Consider the following 24108-nt stretch of genomic DNA (forward strand, 5'->3'; position numbering starts at 1 on the left):
GCAAAATCCGCACAGCGTTTCATCTTGTGGCACGAGTTTTGCGCAAAAAACAGGTGTTGTCTGCACGATCGGTCAGAAAAAGATTGACCGATCGTGCAGAAATCCGCCAGCCTGTGGGTAACGACGGAATCTAATTTCCGCACGCCGCAAGGCCGACCAAATGGGAGATGACTATGAGCCACGGGAAAAACCTGCGCATCAATCCTGACCGTCTTTGGGACAGCATTATGGAGATGGCCAAGATCGGGCCGGGCGTCGCGGGCGGTAACAATCGCCAGACCCTGACCGACGAAGACGCCGACGGCCGCGCTCTGTTTCAAAGCTGGTGCGAGGCTGCAGGCTGCACCATGGGCGTCGATACTATGGGCAACATGTTTGCCACCCGCCCTGGCGAAGACCCCGACGCCCTGCCTGTCTATATGGGCTCGCATCTGGATACGCAGCCGACGGGCGGCAAGTATGACGGCGTGCTGGGTGTGCTTGGCGGGCTGGAAGCCATCCGCACGATGAATGACCTGAACGTCAAGACCAAACACCCGATTGTGCTGACCAACTGGACCAACGAAGAAGGCACGCGGTTCGCGCCTGCCATGCTGGCCTCTGGCGTGTTCGCTGGCAAGCACTCGCAAGACTGGGCTTACGCGCGCGAAGATGCCGAAGGTAAGAAATTCGGTGACGAGTTGAAGCGCATCGGCTGGGTCGGCGACGAAGAAGTCGGTGCACGCAAGATGCACGCGATGTTTGAGCTGCACATCGAACAAGGCCCCATTCTTGAGGCCGAGGGCAAAGACATCGGCGTCGTCACCCACGGCCAAGGTCTGAACTGGCTGGAAGTGACCATCATCGGCAAGGAAAGCCACACAGGCTCGACCCCCATGCCCATGCGGATCAACGCAGGACGTGGCTTGGCGCTGATCACCGAACTGGTCCACGAGATCGCGATGAAGCACCAACCCAACGCGGTGGGGGCGATTGGCCATATCGACGTCTACCCGAACTCGCGCAACATCATCCCCGGCAAGGTCGTCTGCACCGTCGATTTCCGCTCGCACCTGCAAGAGGTGATCGACGCGATGATCGCCGAGTTTGACGAACGTGCGCCGAAGCTCTGTGCGGATATCGGCGTGGAAATGAGCTGGGAGATGGTCGGCACCTTCGACCCGCCCGCCTTTGACGAAGGCTGCGTGAAAGCCGTGCGCAATGCCGCGAAAGAACTGGGCTATAGCCACATGGACATCGTCTCCGGCGCGGGCCACGACGCCTGCTGGATCAACGAGATCTATCCGACCGCGATGATCATGTGCCCCTGTGTGGATGGCCTGAGCCACAACGAGGCGGAGGACATTTCCAAGGAATGGGCGGCGGCAGGCACGGACGTGCTGATGCATGCGGTTTTGGAGACGGCGGAAATCGTCGACTGAACAACTAGTTATGGCGCAAAGGTGCCCCACCCACTGGGTGAGGATATCAAAAGACGCCATCCACAGGGAGAACTGAAATGACCACAGTCATTAAAAATGGAACCGTCGTCACAGCAGACCTTACCTACAAGGCAGACGTCTTGATCGACAACGGCAAGATCATCGAAATTGGCCCGGATCTGAAAGGCGACAAGGAGTTGGACGCCACCGGTTGCTACGTCATGCCCGGCGGGATCGACCCGCACACGCACCTCGAAATGCCGTTCATGGGCACCTATTCCTCGGACGATTTCGAAAGCGGCACGCGGGCGGCACTGGCCGGTGGCACCACGATGGTTGTCGATTTCGCGCTGCCAAACCAAGGGGAAAGCCTGCTGGACGCGTTGAAACGCTGGGATAACAAATCGACCCGCGCCAATTGCGACTACTCCTTCCACATGGCCGTGACATGGTGGGGCGAGCAAGTGTTCGACGACATGAAAACCGTCGTTCAGGAACGCGGCATCAACACGTTCAAGCACTTCCTCGCCTATAAGGGCGCGTTGATGGTGAATGATGACGAGCTGTTCGCTTCGTTCAACCGTTTGGCCGAACTGGGCGCGACCCCGATGGTGCATGCCGAAAACGGCGACGTAGTGGCGGAACTCTCCGCCAAGCTGCTGGCCGAGGGCAACACCGGGCCGGAAGCCCACGCCTATTCCCGCCCGTCGCAGGTCGAAGGCGAAGCCACCAACCGCGCGATCATGATTGCCGACATGGCCGGTGCGCCGCTCTATGTCGTACATGTGTCCTGCGAGGAAAGCCACGAGGCGATCCGCCGCGCCCGCATGCAGGGCAAACGGGTTTGGGGTGAGCCGCTAATCCAGCACCTGACCTTGGATGAAAGCGAGTATTTCAACAAGGATTGGGATCACGCAGCGCGTCGCGTGATGTCGCCGCCCTTCCGCAACAAGATGCACCAAGACAGCCTGTGGGCCGGTCTGCAATCGGGCAGCTTGTCCGTCGTCGCGACCGACCACTGTGCCTTCACGACCGAACAAAAACGCTATGGCGTTGGGGATTTCACCAAGATCCCGAACGGCACCGGCGGGCTTGAGGATCGGATGCCGATGCTGTGGACGAACGGCGTGGCCACGGGGCGCCTGACGATGAATGAATTTGTCGCCGTCACCTCAACCAACATCGCCAAAATCCTGAACTGCTATCCCAAGAAAGGAGCTGTTCTGGTGGGGGCCGACGCCGACCTTGTTGTGTGGGATCCCGAGAAGGAAAAGACCATCACGGCAGGCAGCCAACAATCGGCCATCGATTATAACGTGTTTGAAGGCCACAAGGTCAAAGGCCTGCCCCGCTTCACGCTGACACGCGGCCAGGTTGCGGTGCATGACGGCGAGATCAAGACGCAGGAAGGCCACGGCAAGTTTGTTGAACGCGAACCGAACGCGACGGTCAACACCGCGCTCAGCAAATGGAAAGAACTGACCGCACCACAGCCGGTCAAACGCACCGGCATTCCGGCGACAGGTGTCTAAGGTGAGCACAGAAACCATCGTAAAGGCCGAGAACCTCTCGCTGACCTTCCAAACCAATGACGGCCCGGTGCATGCGCTCAAGGACGTGTCGCTTGATATCAACAAGGGCGATTTCGTCAGCTTCATCGGCCCGTCGGGCTGTGGCAAGACAACGTTCCTGCGCTGCATGGCTGACCTGGAGGAGCCCACAGGTGGCTCGATCACGGTGAATGGTGTGTCGGCACGCGAGGCGCGTAAATCGCGTGCCTATGGTTATGTCTTTCAGCACGCAGGGCTGTATCCGTGGCGCACCATCGGGCGCAATGTTCGCCTGCCGCTTGAAATCATGGGGTATACGAAAGAGGACCAAGACGCGCGCATCAAACGCGTTCTCGAACTGGTCGAACTGGACGGGTTTGAGAAGAAATTCCCGTGGCAGCTGTCTGGCGGGATGCAACAACGCGCCTCGATCGCGCGGGCGCTGGCGTTTGACGCGGACATTCTGCTGATGGACGAACCCTTTGGCGCGCTGGACGAGATTGTGCGCGACCACTTGAACGAGCAGCTTTTGAAGCTGTGGGCCAAGACGCAGAAGACGATTGCTTTCGTCACCCACTCGATCCCCGAAGCGGTATATCTATCAACCAAGATCGTCGTCATGTCGCCCCGACCGGGGCGGATATCCGATGTTATCGAGAACCCGCTGCCGGTAGATCGCCCGCTTGATATCCGCGACACTCAGGCGTTTCTGGACGTGGCACATCGGGTGCGCGAAGGGCTGCGGGCGGGACATTCCTATGACTAAGACCGCGCTTTCCGTTTTGACCGTTTTGGCCACCATCGTCGTCATCTGGTATCTCGCTGTCGCGCCGATGAATATTCGCGTGGCTCTTGATCAGGCGGCACGCGCGGGCGCGGAAATTGAGCCCCCGTCAGCGGTTGAACGGCGCAATGTGCCGATTTTGACCCTGATGTCGAACAACCGCGACCATATCGCGGCGGGATATGACCTTGATCGCCCCCGGCTTCCCACCCCCATGCAAGTCGGCGAAGAGCTGTGGAAGACCACGGGCGCGATGGTCCTGAAGGGGCGCACGTGGTCGAAACGGTCGCTGATCTATCACGGATGGATCACGCTTCAGTCCACCTTCTGGGGCTTTCTGCTTGGCACCACAATTGGCATTGTCGGAGCCATTGCAATCGTGCAGTCCCGCGTGATCGAGATGTCGGTGATGCCGTGGGCCATCATCTCGCAAGCCATCCCCATCGTGGCGCTGGCGCCGATGATCATCGTCTTGTCATCGCAGGTCGGGATCGAGGGGCGCGGGTTTCCCAAGGCGTTGATTTCATCCTACCTGTGCTTCTTCCCGGTGCTGGTGGGCATGGTCAAAGGCCTTCGCTCGCCCACCGCAGAGCAACTGGACCTGTTGAAAACCTACAGCGCATCCGGCGTGCAGCGGTTCCTGAAACTGCGCATGCCAGCTTCGCTGCCCTATCTTTTCACGTCGCTGAAAATCGGCATTGCGGCCGCTCTTGTCGGTGCCATCATTGGCGAGCTTCCAACCGGGGCAATCAGTGGTCTTGGCGCGCGCATCCTGATCGGGGATCAGTTTGGCACACCGCTGGCGATCTGGGCGGCGCTTTTTGCAGCCGCCATTCTGGCCGGTGTGCTGGTCACCCTGCTTGATCGAACGCAGCATGTGCTGCTGCGAAGGATGGGGATGCGCTCATGAATTGGTTGATCTTCGCCCTCGCCTTCTGGCTGGCGGCTTGGGCTGCAAATGTCACCATGGCCCGGTCCAAATGGTCCGACACGGCGCTTGTGCGATATGCGGTGCCGATCATCTTCGGCATGACACTGTTGGTCGCGTGGGAGGCTTTGGTCCACAGCTTCAACGTCTCAGCCGCAATCCTGCCAGCACCATCTGCGGTCGCGGACACGTTTGCGAACTCGACAGGGTTGCTGTGGGTGGATTTCAAGCAAACCGTTTTGAAAGGTGCGCTTAGCGGCTACTTTATCGGCGCGGGTGCGGCCTTTGTAATGGCGGTCTTGATTGACCGGTCCCCCTTCCTGACGCGCGGGCTTCTGCCCATCGGGAATTTCGTGGCCGCCCTGCCCATCGTAGGCATCGCCCCGATCCTTGTCAGCTGGTTCGGGTTTGACTGGCAGTCAAAAGCGGCTGTGGTGGTCGTCATGGTGTTCTTTCCCGTTCTGGTGAACACGGTGCAAGGCCTGCGCGAAACCGACGCCATGCTGCGCGATCTGATGAAAACCTACGCCGCAGGATATTTCAAAACCCTGTGGAAACTGCGCATCCCGGCCGCCATGCCGTTTATCTTCAACGGGCTGAAAGTGGGGGCCACGCTGGCCCTGATCGGCGCAATCGTGGCCGAGTATTTCGGATCACCCACCCGCGGCATGGGCTTTCGCATTTCAACCGGTGTCGGCAGTCTGTCCATTGATCTGGTCTGGGCGGAAATTGCCGTCGCAGCATTGGCAGGCACGATGTTCTATGGTGTTGTGGCGTGGATCGAAAAGAAGGTGACATTCTGGCACCCGTCCCAACGAGGCTGAGCAATAATAATAACAAACGAAGTTCAACAAGGAGAGAGACATGAAATTCAATTCAGTGATCGGGGCTGCTGCCCTGGCGCTCACCTCGGGCACCGCTATGGCGGCGGACGAAGTGAAATTGCAACTCAAATGGGTCACCCAGTCGCAGTTCGCGGGCTATTACGTCGCGCTGGACCAAGGGTTCTATACCGAAGAGGATCTGGACGTGACCATTCTGCCCGGTGGACCGGATATTGCGCCCACTCAGGTGATCGCAGGCGGCGGGGCCGACGTGATCGTTGAATGGATGCCTGCCGCACTGGCCGCACGCGAAAAGGGTCTGCCGCTGGTCAACATCGCGCAGCCGTTCGCATCGTCCGGTATGATGCTGACCTGCTGGGGCGATGTCGGTATCAGCGCGCCGGAAGATCTGGCCAACCGCACCCTTGGTGTCTGGTTCTTCGGCAACGAGTTTCCATTCATGAGCTGGATGTCCAAATTGGGTATCGCAACCGATGGCGCCAGCGAAACTGGCGTCGAAGTGTTGAAGCAAGGTTTCAACGTCGATCCCCTTGTGCAACGTCAGGCCGATTGCATTTCGACCATGACCTATAACGAATACTGGCAGGTGATTGATGCCGGTGTCACACCGGAAGAGCTGGTGACGTTCAAGTATGAAGACCAAGGCGTCGCGACGCTGGAAGACGGCCTTTACGTGATGGAAGAAAACCTGAGCGACGAGGCGTTTACCAACAAGATGGAACGCTTCGTGCGCGCCTCGATGAAGGGTTGGAAATGGGCCGAAGAAAACCCGGCCGATGCCGCCATGATCGTTCTTGAGTATGACGAAACCGGCGCCCAGACCGAAAACCATCAGGTGCGCATGATGGGCGAGATCGCCAAGCTGACGGCGGGTTCGAACGGTGCACTTGACCCGGCCGCTTACGAGCGGACGGTTCAGACGCTTCTGGCTGGCGGGTCGGACCCCGTCATCACGATGGAGCCTGAAGGTGCATGGACCAGTGCCATCACCGATGCAGCGCTGAACTAAAACCTGCTAAATTACTGAACGCGGCGCGCTGTCACCAGTGCGCCGTTTTCATTTTGGACTATCGAAAAAAATTGGCGATCAACACCGCGAAATCGCCACCTTCCAGCAAGCCTTAAGGCTGCTGGTTAGCATCAGCGGTGGACCTCAGTTTTCGGCGTGGTTTTTTTGAAGGAAATGGCGCCCACCGGGCACGCCATGGAACAGCCGCCACAGCCGTTACACAGGTCTTCGTCCAGCTCTGGTTGGGCATGGCCGCCGGTTTGCGGTTGAAATCCGATGGCGCGCTGGTCGCAGTGAGCTTCGCAGGTGCGACACTCAACACCGTTCAGCGACAGGCAGCTTTTGTCCACCGATCCTTTCCACAGCCACTCGTTTTCTGGCAACAGCGCGCCGAAGTCGCAGGCATCCGTGCATGCATGACAGAAGGTGCACGCACCGCTATTGAAATCGAGAAATGGACGTTCATCGGCGTCATGGGCGATGATCCCTTCGGGGCACGCTTCGGCGCAATCACCGCATTGCGTGCAGGCGTCAAGAAACGCCGCCTCGACACCCGCCCCCGGCGGACGTTGGCGCAGAGTTCCGTGAACATCGCTTTTCAGATCAGAGCGTCTGACGGGTGATTCAGACATATTCAAGTCGCTCGCTGTTTCTTGGAGTGCACGACAATCCTTAAACGAGACGGGCTCGCGCCCTATTGACCTAGATCAACATTAATTGTCGGCACTGGTAGACCTCGCATCGTTTGACGAAGCTCTAGTATTGAATGCCGTGTCCACAAACGTACGCAAATATCAGAAATAGAATGATAATTTTTGAAAGCCATGCGAACAAGCTTTGACATAGAAGGCCATTACTGAACAGTGAAAGTTTTTTTGCCGTTTGGCACCAACGAGTGCCATACATCAGTTCTTTGTTCGCTCACCCGCTAGGCACTGTCCGAACGATGCACTGGTGCTTGGAACCGGCCTTCAAACCCGGACACCTCGCCAATCGGCGGGGAATGAAATTCCAGTTTGCCGCCAGAATGACGCGCGACCTTGTCGGCGATGTAGAGGCCCAAGCCGAACCCATCAGTGGTTTTCGTCCCGCGCTGAAAGCGCTTTGGCAAATGATCAAGCTCTGACGGTGATAGCACTGGACCGTCGTTCTTGACCCGCAGCACGCCTGCTTGCGTCAGTTCAACCTCAATCGGTGTATCGGCGGGGGCATGTTGGAAAGCGTTGTCGATCAGGTTGCCAGCAATCATGGCAAATGCATCGGGGTCGATATTGGCGAAGACTGCTTGCTTCGGTCGCACAATTCGCAGCCGGTTGCGCCGGTTGGCATCTCGGCAGCTATCGTCCAGAACGACATCTATGAGCTTTGATAGATCTTGCGCGTCCTGCGACATACCAATACCCGCTTCAGCACGTGCCAGCTGCAAAAGTCGCGTCACCAGTCGGCTCATCCGCTTAAGCGCATCCTCAATGGCGGCAAGCCGTCCCCCAGCGTCGCCACCCGCCTCGGCCCGCATCCGTTGAACCTGAGCCAATGCCACTGCGACGGGTGTGCGCAACTCGTGCGCAGCATTTGTGGCGAAGGCGCGTTCCCCGTCCAACGCCTGTGACAGCCGGATCATGAACCCGTTCAGCGTGGCGGTGATCGCGCGCAGTTCAGCAGGCTGACCACTGGCGTCAATGGGGTCGAGCCGCGCATCGTTACGCGCTTCAATCTCGCGCCGCACCTGGTCTAGCGGGGACAACGCTTTTTTGCCAATCCATGCCACCGTCAGATAGACTAGCGGAAGAATGGCAAGCATGGGGATCACCAACGCCAGAACGCTTTCAAAGAAGACTTCGGACCGTTCCTCGCGCAGGTCACCAACCTGCATGACAAAGCCTTCTTTGTTGGGCGGCGTAGTAAAAAACACATGGCTTTCGGTTCTGGTATAGCCCCGCGAACCTGCCGCTGGAAATACGGTTTCAGGCGGTGTGGCCGAGACCATCAGCGCGTTGCCCGATCGATCTAGCAGGCGATAGACCAACACCTCGTCCTCTAGCTCCATTCCGCCGTCGGGATCAAATCGCATTCTGCGTTCAAACTCGATTGGAAGGGGGTCACCGTTCGCCTTTGCGATCCGGAAATCACTAACAATGGCGGGCAGGTATATCTGGGCAGTTTCCTGAATAATCTTGTCCGCAAACTCTAGCTGTTCGTGACGCAACACGACAGAGGTTGCGACCAGCGCAAGCAGCCAAATGAAGGCAAACCCGAAAATGATAAGACGCGACAGACGCCGGGCCAAGCTGTTGCGCACGTTCATCCCTTGCCCATCCTGTATCCAAATCCGCGAACCGTCTCGATCACATCGCGCCCCAGCTTGGCCCGCAGACGGCTGACATGGGCTTCGATGGCGTTGCTTTCTACTTCATTTCCAAACCCATAGAGCGCGTCTTCAAGTTCGGCCTTTGCGACGGTTATCCCGGGCCGTCTGCTCAGCCGATCCAAGATCGCCCATTCCTTGGTGGTAAGGCTGACAGGCTGTCCGTCCAGATATACCGACTTGGCGGATGGCACGACCTTGATAGATCCAAACTGTCGCTGGGTTGCCCGACTGCTGTCCGCCCGCCGCAAAATAGCGGAGATGCGCGCCAGCATTTCGTCCAGATCATAGGGTTTGACCAGATAATCGTCGGCGCCAGCTTCAAGCCCCTCAATCCGCTCCATAATTCGGTCGCGCGCTGTGGCGATCAAGACTGGCGTGTTGGCCGACCTGTTGCGAAGGTCACGAACCAAGGACAGCCCGTCACCATCGGGCAGATGCAGGTCCAGGAGGATCAGGTCATATTGCGTCGCGCGCACGGCAGCCTGTGCGTCATCCAAAGTTCCCGCGATGTCGACGGCGTGGCTGGCTTCGCGCAAGTGGTCCGCGACCGCATCAGCAAGTCCCTGTTCATCTTCGATTACCAGCAATCGCATTCCGTTTGGTCCACTTTTTTCGCAACCATAAAACATTCGTCAGCAATCGGTAAGGTAGGGATGAGATGACCCCGACTCCGGCACTAGGGCCGGGTGGCAAGCGTTGGAAAAATCATGTCGGTAAGCTCTGTTTGGCTCGGAATCGGGTTTCTGGGTCAGTTGCTCTTCACATCCAGATTTCTTGTTCAGTGGATTGTCAGTGAACGTAGGGGGGAAAGTGTGGTTCCGCTGGCGTTTTGGTGGTTCAGCCTGGCAGGCGGCCTGACGCTGTTATCATATGCCATCTGGCGCCAAGACCCGGTGTTCATCCTTGGACAGGCTACGGGTCTGTTTGTCTATGTGCGCAACCTGATCCTGATCAGACGCCGCAAGGGCGAGGTTACGTCATGAAACCGCCCGTTGCCGCGCGCTGGACGCTGCTTGCCTTTTTCCTGATCGCGGTGGCGGGAACATTGCTGCGCCCGCTCACGCCGATAGACGAAACCCGCTATGTCGCTGTGGCGTGGGAAATGTGGCAAAGCGGCGACTACTTCGTCCCGACGAAGAATTATGGCATCTACACACATAAACCACCGCTGCTGTTTTGGGCAATCAACGTCATTTGGGCGTTCACGGGGGTTTCCGAATTTGCCGCGCGCTTGGTGGGACCGCTTTTCGCGGTGCTTGCTATTGTGCTGACGGGGCGTCTGGCCCGCAAGCTGTGGCCCGACGATACAGACATCGGGTCGCGGGCCATGATGGTGCTGTCCGGCATGGTCCTGTTCGCCATCTCGGGTGGCTTGACCATGTTTGACGCCCTGTTGGCGACCGCTACGCTGGCCGGATATCTGGCATTGGTGAATGCGGTCGACACCCACGACCGTCGCTGGTGGGCCGGTGTTGGCGTCGCGCTGGCAATGGGTGTGCTGGCAAAAGGGCCGGTGATTTTGGTGCATCTTGGTCCTGCAATCCTTCTGGCACCCGTCTGGGCGCGAACACGACACGATATATCGTGGAAATCGACGTGGTCGGGCGCGGGTATCGCCCTTGCCACGGCCCTTGGCGTTATCGCTCTGTGGTTGGTGCCTGCCATCGTGACGGGTGGGCCAGATTACCGCGACGAAATCCTATGGACGCAGAGCGTGGGGCGCATCAGCGCCTCGTTTGCCCATGCCCGCCCTTGGTGGTGGTTTGTGGCCCTACTTCCTCTGTTTCTATTCCCGTGGTGCTTTGTGCCCGCCGTTTGGAAAGCCGCGATCAAAGCCCAGTGGCGGGACGCTGGGCTGAGTTTGGCCGCCATCTGGGCGCTGTCGGCGCTGGTGCTGTTCAGCCTGATCAGCGGCAAACAGGTACACTACCTCGTCCCCGAACTTCCAGCGGTCGCATTGATCGTGGCCAGATTACTGACCCATAGCGTGTCTTTTCGCCCGGTCTTGGCCACCGTCCCACTGCTGCTGGCCGCCGCAACCGCAATTTTTGCCGGGGCCGGGTTTGTCGATCTTGGATCTGCCACGCCACTGCTGGCCCCCCCGACAAACCTGTTGGCTTGGGGGTTGTTCATGCTGGCGGTATGTTGGTTGGCGGTGCATCGGGGCGGTCTGCCCGGTGGCGTGATCCTGACCATGGGCACAGTGCTGTCGCTGAATATTCTGATCGGACTCAGCGCGATCCACGATGTTTTCGACACGAATAAAATTGCAACCATTGTCGCGCCATATCAAGACAATAGCATTGCCTATGTCGGTCGCCAATATAACGCCGAATTCAATTTCGCCGGGCGCTTGACCGTTCCTGTCGCCGAGATCATTGACCCTGAGGCCCTACCCGCATGGCAGGCTGAAAGGCCAGATGGCATGATCATCGGTCGACCCGATGAGGTTGGCCCGATGTGGCAGCCATATCGCGAAATCTTGTTCCGCAACGTCCCACACGCCGTCTGGCGTGTCGCCGATGCCCCAATTCCGGAGCCTTCCTCATGACCCCAACCACCCCTGAAATCAGCGTCGTCATCCCGGCGCGTGACGAAGTTGTCGCCATCGCACCTCTTGTTGAAGAGGTCGGCCGCATACTGAATGACAAGGCGTTCGAGGTCATCGTGATTGATGACGGTTCAACCGACGGCACCCATCATGCGCTTATGCGGCTGGCGTCAACGCATGACTGGCTGAGCTGGCTGCAAAATGACGAAAGCGTTGGGCAATCGGCCTCGATCCGGCGAGGCGTACGCACGGCGCGTGGCAAGATCATCGTGACGCTGGATGGCGATGGACAAAACCCGCCCGATCAGATCCCCAACCTGCTCGCCCCATTCGCGGCCAGTGACTGCGAGGCGCTGGGGCTTGTGCAGGGTCAACGGGTCACCCGTCAGGATACAACTGCGAAACGCTGGGCATCACGGGCGGCAAACGCGATCCGCGTGGCGCTGCTTCACGATGGTGTGCGGGATTCAGGCTGCGGTCTCAAAGCCTTCCGACGCGAAGCTTACTTCGATCTGCCATGGTTCGATCACATCCATCGCTTCATGCCCGCCATGATGCTACGCGAGGGCTGGGAGGTGCAGACCGTGTCCGTGTCCCATCAGGCACGCCAAGGGGGGCAGTCGAAATACTCCAACCTGCGGCGCGCGTTGGTTGGCATTCCCGATCTGTTGGGCGCCGCGTGGCTAATCCGCCGCGCAGGTCCGCCGCGACATGCCGGCAAAGCGCCCTCCGATCACACAGTGAGGGGGCACCCATCAGCCTAATCGGCTCTGCCCTTCGCTGCTAACCTAACACCATAACCGCGCTGGGGCGCGGTGGACGACGCGACATGCGGAGGAGCCAGGGAAGTCGGTTCGCGCCGCCGCCGCCGCGCCCAGGAAGGTCGCGCCACAGGTCAGACCATAGTTGACCATTTGCAACCCAGCGATTGTGCCAGATGCGTTGTGGTCATTCACACTTGGCGCGGCGTTCTCGCGTATCCGATGGCCGCAATGCGGGCAAATCTCTCTGAATCAAGGTTACTCCGGATGATTGTCGTTTTGTGGAGCATCGTCGCAGATTTCATACCATGACGGTTTCTCGCCGACAAACTCATGGGACCGGTTTTTAAGATCAATTTCTCCGTCGAGGGCGTTCGCAGCTATGGGAAAGCTATCCTCCTTAGACAGAATCTCGCCCAATGAACTCCCGCAGATTTTGCAAAAGCATCGGTTGTAGATATAAGGCTTAGTTGCTTCAAAAACCCGAACTTTCTCCTTTCCCTGCAGCCAAGTCAGATTTGCCTTGTTAACAAATACGATTGTGCTCGCACCAACCTTCCGACATCTCGAACAATGACAAGTTCCAATGAATGATGGCTCTTCTGATAGCTCAAACTTGACCGCTCCACAGCAGCAACTTCCGGGGATTTTCACGGGTTTTTTCCAATCTATTGAGTTTGCATCCTCAATAGGAACATAGCATGAACATAAATTGCCTGACAATGTTAATAAGGGCTCGAAGCAGATCATCGCTGGGAACACAAAAAAGGGTACGCTCTCGACCGGAAAACGGCCAGTGAGCCATTTCGCGGAGTCCCGGATGACGGTCCGAATCTGAAACCGAATGTGCGGTAGTTCCGGCAAGAACGCCGTTACCGGTAGGGACAATTCAACAGGCCGCGCACGAAACGCGGCCTGTTGTGGGCCAGGCCTAGTCTTGCTTGGCCCTGATGCTATCGCGATACAGTGCTTTGGTTAGCGAGATCATCATGAACATCATGACAACCGTGAACGGCAGCGCTCCGATGATCATCGCATTTTGCAATGCCCCAAACGGGTTGGCCTCCGCGCCACTGTTGCCGGCAATGATCAGCGCCCCAATCACAGCCGTAAGGATCAGGCCCCAGATGATGCGGTGTTTGATGCCTGTTTCCTGCTCGCCGCCGGACATGATGGTGTTCATCACCAAAATGCCGGAGTCAGCCGAGGTGACCAGAAACGTCATGATCAGAACCACACACATGATGGTAATCGCCGACAGGAAACCACCCGAAATCATCTGCTCAAGTGTCGCAAACAATTTGGCAGTGTTGGTCGCTCCGATCAGGGAACCGGCAGCGCTGCCGTTCAGTTCCAGATCAATGGCTGTTCCGCCAAGGATGGTCATCCACAAAAAACAAACGATCGCGGGCGCAATCACGCAGCCCAAGATGAACTCCCGCACAGTTCGGCCTTTGGAAATACGGGCAAGAAACAAGCCAACGAAAGGCGAGAACGCGATCCACCAAGCCCAGTAGAACGTGGTCCAACCTGCCTGCCAGCCAAATTGACGGCCCTGCTCGCCAGCGGCATACAGATCTTCTGCTTCCAAGGCCGCCGCAGATGCTGGCAATCCTTCCGAGAAGCCAGCCAGCGATCCCCAAGGTGATGTGGCCGACCCGTAGATGGCGCTGATATCTTCAACCGGCAGCGCTTTCGCGGCTTCCGGGATTACCGAAGAAAAGGCGTCGGCTGTTTGCGGGCTATAGGCGCCAAATGACAATTGGGTGAAGTGCAGGATGTAATCTACGAGCCCTGCCCCGAATTTGGTCATGGCAAAGAAGAACGAGCCAAAGAACACAAACGTCAGAAGAAGGATAACGGACAGTACCAGATTGAGGTTTGACAGATATTTGATCCCACGACCCACGCCCGACACCGCCGATAGAATGGAAAGCGCCATGATCACAATCAAGGCCGACAGCAACCCAACCGTGCTTGGCTTCGGAGCCTCAACCTCGCCATTCATCAACCAGTTCATCCCGGACACGGCGTACACACCGTCAACGAACTGACTTACACCAAACCCGATGGTGACAGACACACCCAAGATTGTCGCAACAACCCCAAGAACGTCCACAAGGTGCCCCAGCGGACCATTCGCGGCCTTGCCCAACAGCGGCGTCAGCGCAGACCGGATCGTCAGCGGCATCTCACGGGTATAGGCGTAATAGGCCAAGGAAAGACCGGTCAAAACGTAGATCGCCCAAGCGTGAAATCCATAATGCAGGAACGTATAGCGGTAAGCCGATTTCACGGCCTCTTCAGAGTTTGCAGCCACTTCGCCCGACAGCACCAAGGGGTTCGACCCCCACAGGCCCAACGGCTCGGCGGTTGCAAAAACCATCAGGCCCACGCCCAAACCTGCCCCAAACATCATGGAAAACCATGAGAAGTTTGAGAATTCAGGCACGGTTTCGGCAGTTCCCAACTTCTTGCTGCCAGTCGCCGGTAAAATCGCGAGGACAAACAGGAAGAACGCAAAGAACCCGACCGAGATGATGTAAAAGCTGTTGAACCCGTTCAGTAACGATCCGTTCACAGCAGACAAAACGCTGTTGGCATTGCCGGGCCAGACAAGCGCCCAAATGACCAGTGCGACCATGATCGCCTTGCTGATCAGTGCGATGGGAAGGCTGTAGCCTTCATAGAAACCGCCTGGAGCCTTTTTGATCTCCAGCTCGGTAAATGCTGATTTTATAGACATAAGTGTCCCCTGTTGATTGTTGCACGCCGTGCTTTTGATGTCCCGCTGCGTGTCGGCGCAATTGCAGTAGGTGTTGGGTGGTTCTGGTCAATCATTGTCGGTTGCTCCTGCCCCGGCCCCAAATCGTCGAGATTGCGGCGTTGCTGGTGCATAGGTGCGGTGCGCAAAGACGCCCAGACGCGCCCAGGCGGGCTGGTCCACGCTGCCACGCTGCGCTGGGGCGGTTGCGCGATCATCCATGTGGGTTGCGCGGCAACAGGTCAGTGCGACTGCCGCGCTCACCTCGATTTCGGATTTCGGGTCGTCAATCCAGATTTTGTACCCGTCTGTGACGATTTGGGAATCCAACCAAGACACGGTGACAGGCGCCCCTATGTGAAGGGCTGCCCAAGCCGCGAAAGGCACCATAAGCAAGGGGCTGGTCAGATTAGACATCTCGATGCCCTGCCCCGGCAACAACCGATCCGCGCAGTCGTTCAACGCCGCACCGCTTGCCAGCGGACAAAGCGTGCCGGACGGCGCTTGCCAAATGCCGTCAAGCGAGACTGGGGCAACATGGCTGTATGGTACCTTATCATTTCGGGTCAAAACATCCGCAAGCAATGCGACACCGGGCAAGTCATGTGATGCCAGCCAGCGGCAGGCCTTTGCTGACTCTTCTGACAGCCCCCATGACAGCCCTGCCCCGCGCGCCGCCCGTTTTGCCAATGCCTCGATTTCGTTCAGAGAATAGCTCATGATCGCGCCAGTTCTAACGGCGGATAGGGCCAATCGTCGGCGTCGCGCGATTGCAGCTCTTCCGGATAGGGTGCATTCCCGAACAAGCAAATGCGCACCCAGCGATCCGATCTGGGGTCAAAATGCGTGGCACCAAAGAAAGCCAATTTACACCGGAGCATGTCGATAGGCAGCAGATCTGAGCCGATTGTGTTGTCCCGGATTTCCGCGTAAGGCGCGCGTTCTACGATTTGGGCGCGGCGGACCATATGGCGATGTTCTGAGTGCGGCAGTAAGAATGCGGCAACAGGATCGTCACCGTCCCAGGACTTGAGCGCATCATATAATGCAGCCGCATCGCGACCCGGAGCGAGCGGTTGTTCATAATCAGCAATGGGTTCTTCAAACCGCTCGCCCAGACGCGGCTCTAACTTCTCTTCCGAGACATACCAGACCCGGGCGCATCTATCGTGAGCGGTCCAATCGGTATCCAATGCCCACCTGTAATTTCGCTCTAAAACCCGGCGCAATTGGGCCAAGGTCATCGCGCCATTTATGCGAAACGACACCGCGTCCGCGTCCGACATCTGATCGGCCAAGGGGTCCACCAGATTGGCGTACGGCTCTAACATTAGTGAAGCGAGGCACTCTTGCCCATCGAGCCCCAAGGTTGCTTCTGCCCAGGAAAACAGGCGGTCCCACGGTCTGTTGGACTGAAAATCCGCCGTCTCAACATGTTTGGTCAGTTTCTGCAGGTCAGCGCGAAGCACGGCCAGCTTTTCAATCTGGATTGGGTGTTCCGATTGCCACAGGTCAGCCGACCGCGTTGAGCGCGCAAGAAGATCGCGAAACACCCCAACTTCGCTTGCCGACGCCGAGGCGACGTTGCGAACGCGGGCAATCGCAGTTTCACGGGCGGCAATCCAATTGTTGATCAGGTTCGGATGATTCACCAGAAACGGTGCCATGCCAAGACCCGTTGAATTGCCTATACCCATGCAGCGCGCAATGTCCGGATCAAGCGTTACGGCTTTGTCGCCCCCGCGCTTATTGGCCATGTGCTGGGCCAGATCACGTACATAAGCGCGCGTCAGGAAGACCGACAGCATTTCGATCTGGAACGGCGCTGCACATTCGGGGCGGGATGCGATCATTTCACGATCCGCCGCGCCCAACTTGCCCGAGCCATAGACGGCAGTGGTGCGCATCAGGTAGCCGACTTTCGTAAGCTCACCAACGTCGGGCTGGCGCCCAGCGGCAAGACGGGACACGACATGTTTCCACAGACGGACAGAGCGGTTGGCACGTGACACCGAAAGCTCTGTCTCGGTCACGCGGCCTGCTTCCTGCAACGGGATGTTGTCACGCAGTCGCGCGATATCCTCCGCCGTGGGGATGCCGTCAAACAGCGTGAACGTGCTGTCCCATGCTTCTGCAATGACCCGGTCGGACCGGCTTTCGGCCGGCAGGTCATGGGCAAAAGCAACCAGAGAATAGGTGCGGTCAGGCGTATGGGCGCAATAAACTGCGTGACCAACACCGTTCGCGTCAATGTCAAAGACGGGGCGTGTGAAGGTCCAGTTTTCGCGCGTCATCCGGCGGGTCAGGATGCGCATGAAGGACAGGCGGCACTGGTGAAAGGACCCCAATCGCGCAAGCCGCATGACCCGTGCGGGGTCGCGCAGGGCAATCGCCTTAGCTGCGTCTGGTCTTGCTTGCACGTTCTGCCCTCCTATCCTGTTGGTGTGAAGTTTTCCGCGTAAAATTTGTGCCAATTGTCGCCCATGATGCCCGCCACCTCTGCGTCATTCAGACCGGTCGCGCGCAAACCGCGTTCGATGTTTCCGAAATCGCGGTTGTCTTTGAACCACGTCGGCATCGGTGGAAAACCGGGGGCTGCGGCAGAGCCCTCGCCAAAGTCGATCTCTTTGCTCCAACGCCCGACGCGCATCCATTCGACCACACTGTCGGGGTGATCCTGGCACAGATCCGACCCGATCCCGAAGTTTTCTGCCCCAAATTTATCTGCTGTCCGGGCAATCATTTCGCAAAAACTGTCCAGCGTGCAGTCAGACTTGTCCTTCAGGTGATGGGGATAGACCGAAAACCCCAGCATACCGCCGTTTTCGGTTACGGCGCGAATGACGTCATCCTTCTTGTTTCGCAACGCAGGCGACCATTCATACGGATTGGCATGGGTGATCGCGATCGGGCGTTCAGACAGATCGGCGGCTTGGATGGTGGACCGGTCCGCAGAATGGCTCATGTCGATAACCAGTCCGACGCGGTTCATTTCTTTGATCACCTGACGGCCCATCCGAGTGATCCCGGTGTCTTCGGCCTCGTAACAGCCCGTCGCAAGTAATGACTGGTTGTTATAGGTCAGCTGCATAAACCGCGCGCCAAGGCTGTGTACGATTTCCACCAAGCCAATGTCATCCTCTATCGGGCTGGGATTTTGGAAACCAAAGAATATGGCCGTGCGGTCGGTGTCGCGCGCGACGTCCACATCTTTTGCCCACTGGCCTTTCATAATCAGGTCTGGATACTGCTCGAACCAGCGGTTCCACTGTTCAAATTTCAGCACCGTCTCGCGAAAATTCTCATGATACGCGATGGTGACATGCACCGCATCGACGCCGCCTTCGCGCATTTGACGGAAGATCTTTTCCGACCAGTTGGCGTATTGAAGGTTGTCGATCCGCATCACGCGGGCGTGCCCGATGCGATATAGGACGTCTTCACAATCGTATAGAACTCTGCCGCCATCCTGCCCTGTTCGCGCGGCCCATAAGAGCTGTCGCCGCGTCCGCCAAACGGCACGTGATAATCGGTGCCTGCCGTCGGCAGGTTAACCATGACGCAGCCTGACTGCGCGTTGCGGCGGAAATGCGTGGCGCGGGCAAGGTTGGTGGTCACGATCCCTGCGGTCAGGCCAAAATTGGTGTCATTCACCACGTGCAGTGCTTCATCATAACTGGCCACGGGGATGACGCAGGCCAAGGGCGCAAACATCTCTTCACGATTGATCCGCATGTTGTTGTTTGTCCCGACAAAGACGCCAGGGGACATATAGTAGCCTTCGGTCGGCATCTCTAAGCGCTCGCCACCGCACAGCAGTTCTGCGCCTTCGGTTGCGGCCAGATCAACGTAGGCGAGGTTTTCCGCCAACTGCTGCTCGGACACGACCGGGCCCATCTGTGTTCCGGCCTCAAGGGCGTGGCCCACCTTCATGGCCTTGGCTCCTGCCACCAGCTTTTCGACAAACTGGTCATGCACAGATTGGTGCACAACAAGGCGCGACGAGGCGGTGCATTTCTGGCCCGATCCGCCAAATGCCCCGCCAAGGGCAAGAGATACTGCAAGCTCCAGATCGGCATCATCCATCACGGCCAGCGCGTTCTTCGAGCCCATTTCCATCTGAACACGCGTCAGGTTCTGGATGGCAGACGCGGCGATCCCTTTGCCCACCGGCACCGATCCAGTGAAGCTGATCGCGTTGACCTTCGGGCTGTCGACCAGCCGCTGGCCAATGGTGCGCCCTGCCCCCATCACCAATGAGACAAGGCCCTTGGGGATGTCTTGGCGCGATATGATTTCAACCAGCGCCACAGCCGAGGCCGGTGTGACATTTGCGGGCTTCCAAACCACCGCATTGCCATAGCACAACGCAGGCGCGATTTTCCAAGACGCGGTCGCCGTCGGGAAATTCCAGGGCGAGATGACAGCGACGACCCCAACCGGTTCGCGCCGCACGTCAATTTCGATCCCGTCGCGCACAGAATCTGCAGCCTCGCCCATCTGGCGCAGTGTTTCGGCTGCGTAATATGTGAAAAACTGCCCCGCGCGGTACACTTCGCCCTTGCCTTCGGCCAAAGGCTTGCCTTCTTCGCGCGCCAGCAACGTGCCTAGTTCTTCGGCGCGGTTCATCATTTCTGTGCCGATTGCCATCAACACGTTGTATTTACGTTCGATCCCATAGGCGGCCCATTCTGCCTGCGCACGTCGCGCTTGATCCAGTGTTGCCTCTAACTGGTCGGGGGTCGCTTGCGCATACATGCCGATCAAATCGCTCAAATCAGACGGGCTGCGGTTCTCGACCTCTGATCCGCCGGCGACCCACTCCCCCGCAATGAAATTCTTGTTTAAGCTTTGCATGATGTATCCTTTTGGCTATACGACGCAGGGCCGCGCGCACGCCTAGGCTATTACATCTCTGTGATTCAGGCATTTAGAATAAATTGTAATTTTATTCAGGCTTCCTGAATTTAGGTGTCAAACGCCAAGGACCCATCCCGCACCATGTCGTTGATCAGCTTCAGGAATTCTTGCGCCGCGGGCATCAAGACATTCATTGGCCGAGACACCACATGCACGGTTCGCCGCGCAGTCATATCAGCTAGGGGCAGGAAAACGATGCCATCCTGCAGCCCCGTGATCGCCAGTCGCGGCAGTACGGTGATGCCGACGCCTTGACGCACCAGCCCCAGCAAGGACGCAGAGTTTGGCACCATAAGGCGTGACTTTTCAAGAACGGGGGCAAAATCAGGATCCGTAATCAGTTTACACAGACCATTGGCGATCAGGACATGGTTGCCTACGTCGTGCCACGTCAGTTGATCCGATCTGTCTGCAAGCGGATGATCCTTGCGACACACCACACCGAACGCGTCGCTGAACAGCTTGGTCCGTTGCATGCCGTCAATCTGGGACAGGGTCCCGATCCCTATATCGGCCCGCTCACGCGCCATTTCATGGGCGATCGAAACGGAATCCATATCGCGCAGGTCAAGCTGGATGTTGGGGTATTTCTGCATAAACGCGTAAATCACCGGAGGCAAAATGGCGCTTGCCACCGACGGTGTGACGGCCAACCTCAGATACCCCAGCTCAGATCGCGACAACCCTTCGATCACCGAAACTGTGTTCTCGAAATGGGCCACTTCGCGGCGCGCTTCGGCGTAGATAAGCGCGCCGATCGGGGTCAGACGCGACTTTCGCGCCGTCTCGAACAGGGCAGAACCGACATGATCCTCAAGTTGCTTAAGCATCATGGAAACCGCAGAGGGCGTGCGCCCAAGGGCATCGGCGGCCTTCGACAGGCTTCCATGTTGGGCGACCATGGTGAAGCATCTAAGCATTTCGATCTTTATGGCCATCTTCAGCAAACCTGAATTCAATTAAATAAAATCATATTTGCCTTCATTTCCATCTCCTGTCCATATAGCAGCCCTGACCAAGGCCACCGCCTTGCTGAGCCGAACGGGCATAACTTAAGGAGAAGTCCATGATTGAACGTATTGAAACCGGAGAACGCTCGTCCAAGATCGTAAAGTATAACGGCGTGGCCTATCTGACCGGCCAAGTTGCAGAAGGCGACACCATCCAAGAACAGGTAAAGGCTTGTCTGGAAAAGATTGACGCCCTGTTGCTTCAAGCTGGATCATCGCGCGAAAAAATGCTGCGCGTCACCATCTGGCTTGCCGACATGCAGGATTTTGCTGGGTTGAACGAAGTTTGGAACGCTTGGGTGCCCACCGGCCATGCACCGGCACGCGCTTGCGGCGAAGCCAAGCTGGCCCGTGCTGAGCTGAAGGTGGAATTTATTGTCGATGCTGCCTACGGCTGAGTTCAAAGAACGCTGAGAAGACCACCCTCGTCCCAAATCAGAGAGGTTAACGAAATGTCCCGCGAGTGACGGCAGATCAACAGGCCATCAGTTGCGGCGGATTGATCGTATGGCGCGGCTTTTTATGTCACTGCCGCCGACCGACTTATAGTTCCGTTTACACGACGACCACTTCGGTGCCCCAAGTATTGCAATTGTCCATAAGATCTGCGGGCAGGCCTTTGTCGGTCACCAGCATCGTGACATCCGCAAGCGAACAGATCGTGAGCGGCGCTTTGCGCTCGAACTTAAGGCGGTCTGCGACGACCATCACTTTGCGTGATCGCTTGATCGCGGTGCTGCTGACCATGACTTCCTGTCCGTCGAAATCCAGCAAATCACCATCTGCATCTATGGCAGAGCAGCCCAGCACAGAATAGTCGAACTTGAATTGCTTCACCATTTCAACCGTAAGACCACCGACGATGCCGCCGTCGGCCCGACGCAGCACACCCCCTGCCAAGATAATTTCACAACTGTGATTGGCAGCCAGAATGTTTGCAATATTCAGGTTGTTGGTCACGACGAGTAGGTTTTCGTGATCAAGCAATTCAAGCGCCACGGCTTCTGTGGTCGTTCCGATATTCATGAAGACGGACGCTCCGTCTGGAATTTCTTGCGCGCATTTCACGGCAATCGCTTTTTTGCCTGCTTCGTTCAGGCGCCGACGTTCTTCGTATTGAATATTCACAACCCCGGACGGGACGACCGCGCCGCCATGGACCCGTTCCAACCTGCCGCTATCGGCCAGATCGGACAGGTCGCGCCGAATGGTTTGCACGGTGACATCATACCGCTCTGCAAGGCCAGCTACGGTGACTTTACCTTCTTTGCGTGCGAGATCGAGTATTTCTATCTGTCTGAAATTTGTAACCATCTCTTCCACTCTTGGGCCGCAAAACGAGCTTTTCTGCTGCCATTAGACAATCAACAATACGGCCATAGCGTCAAGGGGACGATTCGTTAAATAGGGCCGGAAGTAGGTCAAATGCTAAAATCCCGAAAGAAATAGCACGGCAATATCAACCAATTACACAATAACGAAAATAAACGAACACTCGTTCTTGATTAGTGATCGAGCTTAGTAGAGGGTTACACGACGTCGCAAGCTGGGAGGCTGCGATAAAACCTGAATGCGGGGAGGCATTGGTGAAGCAGCATGAAGCTCACGACATCGTTGACCTTTTTGTCATTGGCGGCGGCATCAATGGATGCGGTATCGCCCGTGACGCAGTTGGTCGTGGTCTGAGCGTTGAGCTGGCCGAGATGAACGATTTGGCGTCGGCGACATCCTCTGCATCCACCAAGCTGTTCCATGGCGGCTTACGTTACCTTGAATATTGGGAAGTTCGCCTTGTTCGTGAGGCGTTGATCGAGCGCGAGACGCTTTTGCGCGCGATGCCGCACATATCCTGGCCGATGCGGTTCGTGTTGCCTTACCACAAGGACATGCGGTTTGATGGCGACACCCCAACCTCAAAGCTGCTGAGCGTCGTGATGCCTTGGATGAAAGGGCGACGTCCCGCATGGCTTATCCGCTTCGGTCTGTTTCTTTATGACCATCTCGGTGGGCGCAAAATTCTGAAAGGAACCACCTCTTTGGATCTGGAAGGCGGGCCCGAGGGCGCGCCGCTCGATGACCGCTTCAAGAAGGCCTACGAGTATTCTGATTGCTGGATTGAAGACAGCCGATTGGTCGTTCTGAATGCACGTGACGCACAAGCGCGTGGTGCGCGCATAAATGTCCGCACCAAAGTCGTGTCGGCAAAGCAGATTGACGGTATCTGGAATGTCACGCTTGAGCCGAAGGATGGCGGCAAGCAACGTGTTGTCAGCGCACGTATGTTGGTGAATGCTGGTGGGCCCTGGGTTGAAAGCGTCATTCGCAATACGGTGCGGATAAATTCAACCGAAGGCGTGCGTCTTGTGCGCGGCAGCCATATTGTGACGCGCAAGCTGTACGATCATGACAAGTGTTATTTCTTCCAAGGTGAAGACGGTCGGATTATCTTCACGATCCCCTACGAGACTGACTTTACACTGATTGGCACCACCGACGCAGACCACCTGGATGTTAATGAAAAACCGACTTGCACGCCAGAAGAGCAAGCATACCTTATTGATTTTGCGTCAAAATATCTGAAAAAGGACATCACAAACGATGATGTCATTTGGACCTATTCCGGCGTGCGACCGCTTTACAATGATGGTGCCAGTTCGGCGACGGCGGCAACGCGCGATTACGTCTTGAAGGTTGACCAATCGGCAGGCGCGCCAATTCTCAACGTCTTTGGCGGCAAGATCACGACATATCGCAGGCTTGCTGAGACCGCCTTGGAAAAAATCGCGCCATTCTTTCCAGCCACGGGGGGGCAATGGACCGCTGGCGTTCCTTTGCCGGGCGGCGACTTTCCCGTGGATGGGGTTGCAGCATTGCGGCAGCGGCTGGCAGCGCAATATCCATTTCTGGACGAGCGCTGGACGGCTCGATTGGTCAAGGCCTATGGTTTGGATGCGGTTGAGGTTCTTGGCGACGCTGGGGTCGAAGCGGAGCTTGGTCAGAATTTTGGATATAATTTGACCGAACGGGAAGTGAATTGGCTGGTTGAAAACGAATTTGCGCGCACCGCGGACGATATCGTTTGGCGGCGTTCAAAATTAGGCCTTCGTCTTACGGGCCAAGAAATTGACGCGCTTGACGCATGGCTGGCAAAAGCGCCTGCTTCGTCTTCAAAGCCAAACGTAGTGTAAGCTGCGAAA

22 protein-coding genes are annotated in these 24108 nt (G+C 57.3%); 11 read left to right on the forward strand and 11 right to left on the reverse strand.

Translation table 11 applies throughout. The features are described from left to right. Nucleotides 1–167 precede the first annotated feature (167 nt). The 6 genes from MUY35_RS04625 to MUY35_RS04650 all read left to right on the forward strand — a co-directional run bounded on the left by MUY35_RS04625 (nucleotide 168) and on the right by MUY35_RS04650 (nucleotide 6537). The gene (locus MUY35_RS04625) at nucleotides 168–1421 is read left to right on the forward strand and encodes a Zn-dependent hydrolase (protein ID WP_248364246.1); all 1254 of its coding nucleotides are present in this window, start codon (nucleotides 168–170) and stop codon (nucleotides 1419–1421) included. Between the two features lie 77 nt (nucleotides 1422–1498). Continuing rightward, nucleotides 1499–2953 carry a dihydropyrimidinase gene (gene hydA / locus MUY35_RS04630; RefSeq protein WP_248364248.1) on the forward strand — a complete coding sequence of 485 codons (1455 nt, stop codon included), beginning with the start codon at nucleotides 1499–1501 and terminating at the stop codon, nucleotides 2951–2953. Nucleotide 2954: 1 nt separating this feature from the next. Continuing rightward, a complete protein-coding gene (locus MUY35_RS04635; protein ID WP_248364250.1) occupies nucleotides 2955–3737 on the forward strand; it encodes an ABC transporter ATP-binding protein in 783 nt (260 codons plus the stop codon). Continuing rightward, complete coding sequence (locus MUY35_RS04640) at nucleotides 3730–4665, forward strand: ABC transporter permease subunit (protein ID WP_248364251.1); 936 nt, start codon at nucleotides 3730–3732, stop codon at nucleotides 4663–4665. Before MUY35_RS04635 ends, MUY35_RS04640 begins: the two co-directional genes overlap by 8 nt. After that, the gene (locus MUY35_RS04645; protein ID WP_248364253.1) at nucleotides 4662–5507 is read left to right on the forward strand and encodes an ABC transporter permease; all 846 of its coding nucleotides are present in this window, start codon (nucleotides 4662–4664) and stop codon (nucleotides 5505–5507) included. Before MUY35_RS04640 ends, MUY35_RS04645 begins: the two co-directional genes overlap by 4 nt. Before the next feature lie 40 nt (nucleotides 5508–5547). Further along, nucleotides 5548–6537: an ABC transporter substrate-binding protein gene (locus tag MUY35_RS04650; protein ID WP_248364255.1), complete on the forward strand. Its 990-nt coding sequence runs from the start codon at nucleotides 5548–5550 to the stop codon at nucleotides 6535–6537. A gap of 131 nt (nucleotides 6538–6668) precedes the next feature. Here MUY35_RS04650 and napF read toward each other — a convergent pair whose 3' ends face one another. From napF to MUY35_RS04665, 3 genes are all read right to left on the reverse strand, one after another. Next, entirely contained in the window at nucleotides 6669–7169 is a 501-nt protein-coding gene (gene napF, locus MUY35_RS04655) for a ferredoxin-type protein NapF (RefSeq protein WP_248364258.1), read from the reverse strand. Between the two features lie 296 nt (nucleotides 7170–7465). Then, nucleotides 7466–8842 (reverse strand): HAMP domain-containing sensor histidine kinase, encoded by a 1377-nt coding sequence (locus MUY35_RS04660; RefSeq protein ID WP_248364261.1) that lies wholly within the window; start codon nucleotides 8840–8842, stop codon nucleotides 7466–7468. After that, on the reverse strand, nucleotides 8839–9498 hold the full coding sequence (locus MUY35_RS04665; RefSeq protein ID WP_248364264.1) for a response regulator transcription factor: 660 nt from the start codon (nucleotides 9496–9498) through the stop codon (nucleotides 8839–8841). Before MUY35_RS04665 ends, MUY35_RS04660 begins: the two co-directional genes overlap by 4 nt. Nucleotides 9499–9612: 114 nt before the next feature. On the opposite strand from MUY35_RS04665, the gene MUY35_RS04670 reads away from it, so the two are divergent. From MUY35_RS04670 to MUY35_RS04680, 3 genes are read left to right on the forward strand one after another with little or no spacing between them, the layout of a single operon-like run. Next, on the forward strand, nucleotides 9613–9888 hold the full coding sequence (locus tag MUY35_RS04670) for a lipid-A-disaccharide synthase N-terminal domain-containing protein (RefSeq protein ID WP_248364265.1): 276 nt from the start codon (nucleotides 9613–9615) through the stop codon (nucleotides 9886–9888). Next, entirely contained in the window at nucleotides 9885–11456 is a 1572-nt protein-coding gene (locus tag MUY35_RS04675; RefSeq protein WP_248364266.1) for a glycosyltransferase family 39 protein, read from the forward strand. Before MUY35_RS04670 ends, MUY35_RS04675 begins: the two co-directional genes overlap by 4 nt. Then, nucleotides 11453–12220 (forward strand): glycosyltransferase family 2 protein, encoded by a 768-nt coding sequence (locus tag MUY35_RS04680; protein WP_248364267.1) that lies wholly within the window; start codon nucleotides 11453–11455, stop codon nucleotides 12218–12220. The genes MUY35_RS04675 and MUY35_RS04680 overlap by 4 nt, the downstream gene beginning before the upstream one ends. 255 nt (nucleotides 12221–12475) lie before the next feature. Here MUY35_RS04680 and MUY35_RS04685 read toward each other — a convergent pair whose 3' ends face one another. From MUY35_RS04685 to MUY35_RS04715, 7 genes are all read right to left on the reverse strand, one after another. Further along, nucleotides 12476–12967, reverse strand: a complete 492-nt coding sequence (locus MUY35_RS04685; protein WP_248364314.1) for a GFA family protein — start codon at nucleotides 12965–12967, stop codon at nucleotides 12476–12478. Nucleotides 12968–13148: 181 nt separating this feature from the next. Further along, nucleotides 13149–14963, reverse strand: coding sequence for a BCCT family transporter (locus tag MUY35_RS04690; RefSeq protein WP_248364268.1), 1815 nt, complete (start codon nucleotides 14961–14963; stop codon nucleotides 13149–13151). Between the two features lie 87 nt (nucleotides 14964–15050). Then, nucleotides 15051–15701, reverse strand: a complete 651-nt coding sequence (locus MUY35_RS04695; RefSeq protein WP_248364270.1) for a DUF3726 domain-containing protein — start codon at nucleotides 15699–15701, stop codon at nucleotides 15051–15053. Next, a complete protein-coding gene (locus tag MUY35_RS04700; protein ID WP_248364315.1) occupies nucleotides 15698–17344 on the reverse strand; it encodes a hypothetical protein in 1647 nt (548 codons plus the stop codon). The genes MUY35_RS04695 and MUY35_RS04700 overlap by 4 nt, the downstream gene beginning before the upstream one ends. Before the next feature lie 68 nt (nucleotides 17345–17412). Then, complete coding sequence (locus MUY35_RS04705) at nucleotides 17413–18387, reverse strand: membrane dipeptidase (RefSeq protein WP_248364316.1); 975 nt, start codon at nucleotides 18385–18387, stop codon at nucleotides 17413–17415. Beyond that, the gene (locus MUY35_RS04710) at nucleotides 18387–19838 is read right to left on the reverse strand and encodes an aldehyde dehydrogenase family protein (RefSeq protein WP_248364271.1); all 1452 of its coding nucleotides are present in this window, start codon (nucleotides 19836–19838) and stop codon (nucleotides 18387–18389) included. The genes MUY35_RS04705 and MUY35_RS04710 overlap by 1 nt, the downstream gene beginning before the upstream one ends. Before the next feature lie 110 nt (nucleotides 19839–19948). Then, entirely contained in the window at nucleotides 19949–20839 is an 891-nt protein-coding gene (locus MUY35_RS04715; RefSeq protein ID WP_248364273.1) for a LysR family transcriptional regulator, read from the reverse strand. A 128-nt stretch (nucleotides 20840–20967) separates the two neighbouring features. Between MUY35_RS04715 and MUY35_RS04720 the strand changes: the two genes are divergently transcribed. Further along, nucleotides 20968–21309 (forward strand): RidA family protein, encoded by a 342-nt coding sequence (locus MUY35_RS04720; RefSeq protein ID WP_248364275.1) that lies wholly within the window; start codon nucleotides 20968–20970, stop codon nucleotides 21307–21309. A gap of 157 nt (nucleotides 21310–21466) precedes the next feature. Here the strand turns inward: MUY35_RS04720 and MUY35_RS04725 are convergent, their stop codons facing one another. Continuing rightward, nucleotides 21467–22225: a DeoR/GlpR family DNA-binding transcription regulator gene (locus MUY35_RS04725; RefSeq protein ID WP_248364277.1), complete on the reverse strand. Its 759-nt coding sequence runs from the start codon at nucleotides 22223–22225 to the stop codon at nucleotides 21467–21469. 272 nt (nucleotides 22226–22497) lie between these two features. On the opposite strand from MUY35_RS04725, the gene glpD reads away from it, so the two are divergent. Beyond that, a complete protein-coding gene (glpD, locus tag MUY35_RS04730) occupies nucleotides 22498–24099 on the forward strand; it encodes a glycerol-3-phosphate dehydrogenase (RefSeq protein ID WP_248364280.1) in 1602 nt (533 codons plus the stop codon). Nucleotides 24100–24108 lie beyond the last annotated feature (9 nt).

The sequence above is a fragment of the Aliiroseovarius sp. S1339 genome, assembly GCF_023195695.1.
Taxonomy (GTDB): domain Bacteria; phylum Pseudomonadota; class Alphaproteobacteria; order Rhodobacterales; family Rhodobacteraceae; genus Aliiroseovarius.

Bases quoted from the DNA above. Each gene is read 5' to 3' on its own strand.
- MUY35_RS04625 (WP_248364246.1), top strand. From the start codon at position 168: ATGACTATGAGCCACGGGAAAAACCTGCGCATCAATCCTGACCGTCTT.
- hydA (WP_248364248.1), top strand. From the start codon at position 1,499: ATGACCACAGTCATTAAAAATGGAACCGTCGTCACAGCAGACCTTACC.
- MUY35_RS04640 (WP_248364251.1), top strand. From the start codon at position 3,730: ATGACTAAGACCGCGCTTTCCGTTTTGACCGTTTTGGCCACCATCGTC.
- MUY35_RS04645 (WP_248364253.1), top strand. From the start codon at position 4,662: ATGAATTGGTTGATCTTCGCCCTCGCCTTCTGGCTGGCGGCTTGGGCT.
- MUY35_RS04650 (WP_248364255.1), top strand. From the start codon at position 5,548: ATGAAATTCAATTCAGTGATCGGGGCTGCTGCCCTGGCGCTCACCTCG.
- napF (WP_248364258.1), bottom strand. From the start codon at position 7,169: ATGTCTGAATCACCCGTCAGACGCTCTGATCTGAAAAGCGATGTTCAC.
- MUY35_RS04660 (WP_248364261.1), bottom strand. From the start codon at position 8,842: ATGAACGTGCGCAACAGCTTGGCCCGGCGTCTGTCGCGTCTTATCATT.
- MUY35_RS04665 (WP_248364264.1), bottom strand. From the start codon at position 9,498: ATGCGATTGCTGGTAATCGAAGATGAACAGGGACTTGCTGATGCGGTC.
- MUY35_RS04670 (WP_248364265.1), top strand. From the start codon at position 9,613: ATGTCGGTAAGCTCTGTTTGGCTCGGAATCGGGTTTCTGGGTCAGTTG.
- MUY35_RS04675 (WP_248364266.1), top strand. From the start codon at position 9,885: ATGAAACCGCCCGTTGCCGCGCGCTGGACGCTGCTTGCCTTTTTCCTG.
- MUY35_RS04680 (WP_248364267.1), top strand. From the start codon at position 11,453: ATGACCCCAACCACCCCTGAAATCAGCGTCGTCATCCCGGCGCGTGAC.
- MUY35_RS04685 (WP_248364314.1), bottom strand. From the start codon at position 12,967: ATGATCTGCTTCGAGCCCTTATTAACATTGTCAGGCAATTTATGTTCA.
- MUY35_RS04690 (WP_248364268.1), bottom strand. From the start codon at position 14,963: ATGTCTATAAAATCAGCATTTACCGAGCTGGAGATCAAAAAGGCTCCA.
- MUY35_RS04695 (WP_248364270.1), bottom strand. From the start codon at position 15,701: ATGAGCTATTCTCTGAACGAAATCGAGGCATTGGCAAAACGGGCGGCG.
- MUY35_RS04700 (WP_248364315.1), bottom strand. From the start codon at position 17,344: ATGCGGCTTGCGCGATTGGGGTCCTTTCACCAGTGCCGCCTGTCCTTC.
- MUY35_RS04705 (WP_248364316.1), bottom strand. From the start codon at position 18,387: ATGCGGATCGACAACCTTCAATACGCCAACTGGTCGGAAAAGATCTTC.
- MUY35_RS04710 (WP_248364271.1), bottom strand. From the start codon at position 19,838: ATGCAAAGCTTAAACAAGAATTTCATTGCGGGGGAGTGGGTCGCCGGC.
- MUY35_RS04715 (WP_248364273.1), bottom strand. From the start codon at position 20,839: ATGGCCATAAAGATCGAAATGCTTAGATGCTTCACCATGGTCGCCCAA.
- MUY35_RS04720 (WP_248364275.1), top strand. From the start codon at position 20,968: ATGATTGAACGTATTGAAACCGGAGAACGCTCGTCCAAGATCGTAAAG.
- MUY35_RS04725 (WP_248364277.1), bottom strand. From the start codon at position 22,225: ATGGTTACAAATTTCAGACAGATAGAAATACTCGATCTCGCACGCAAA.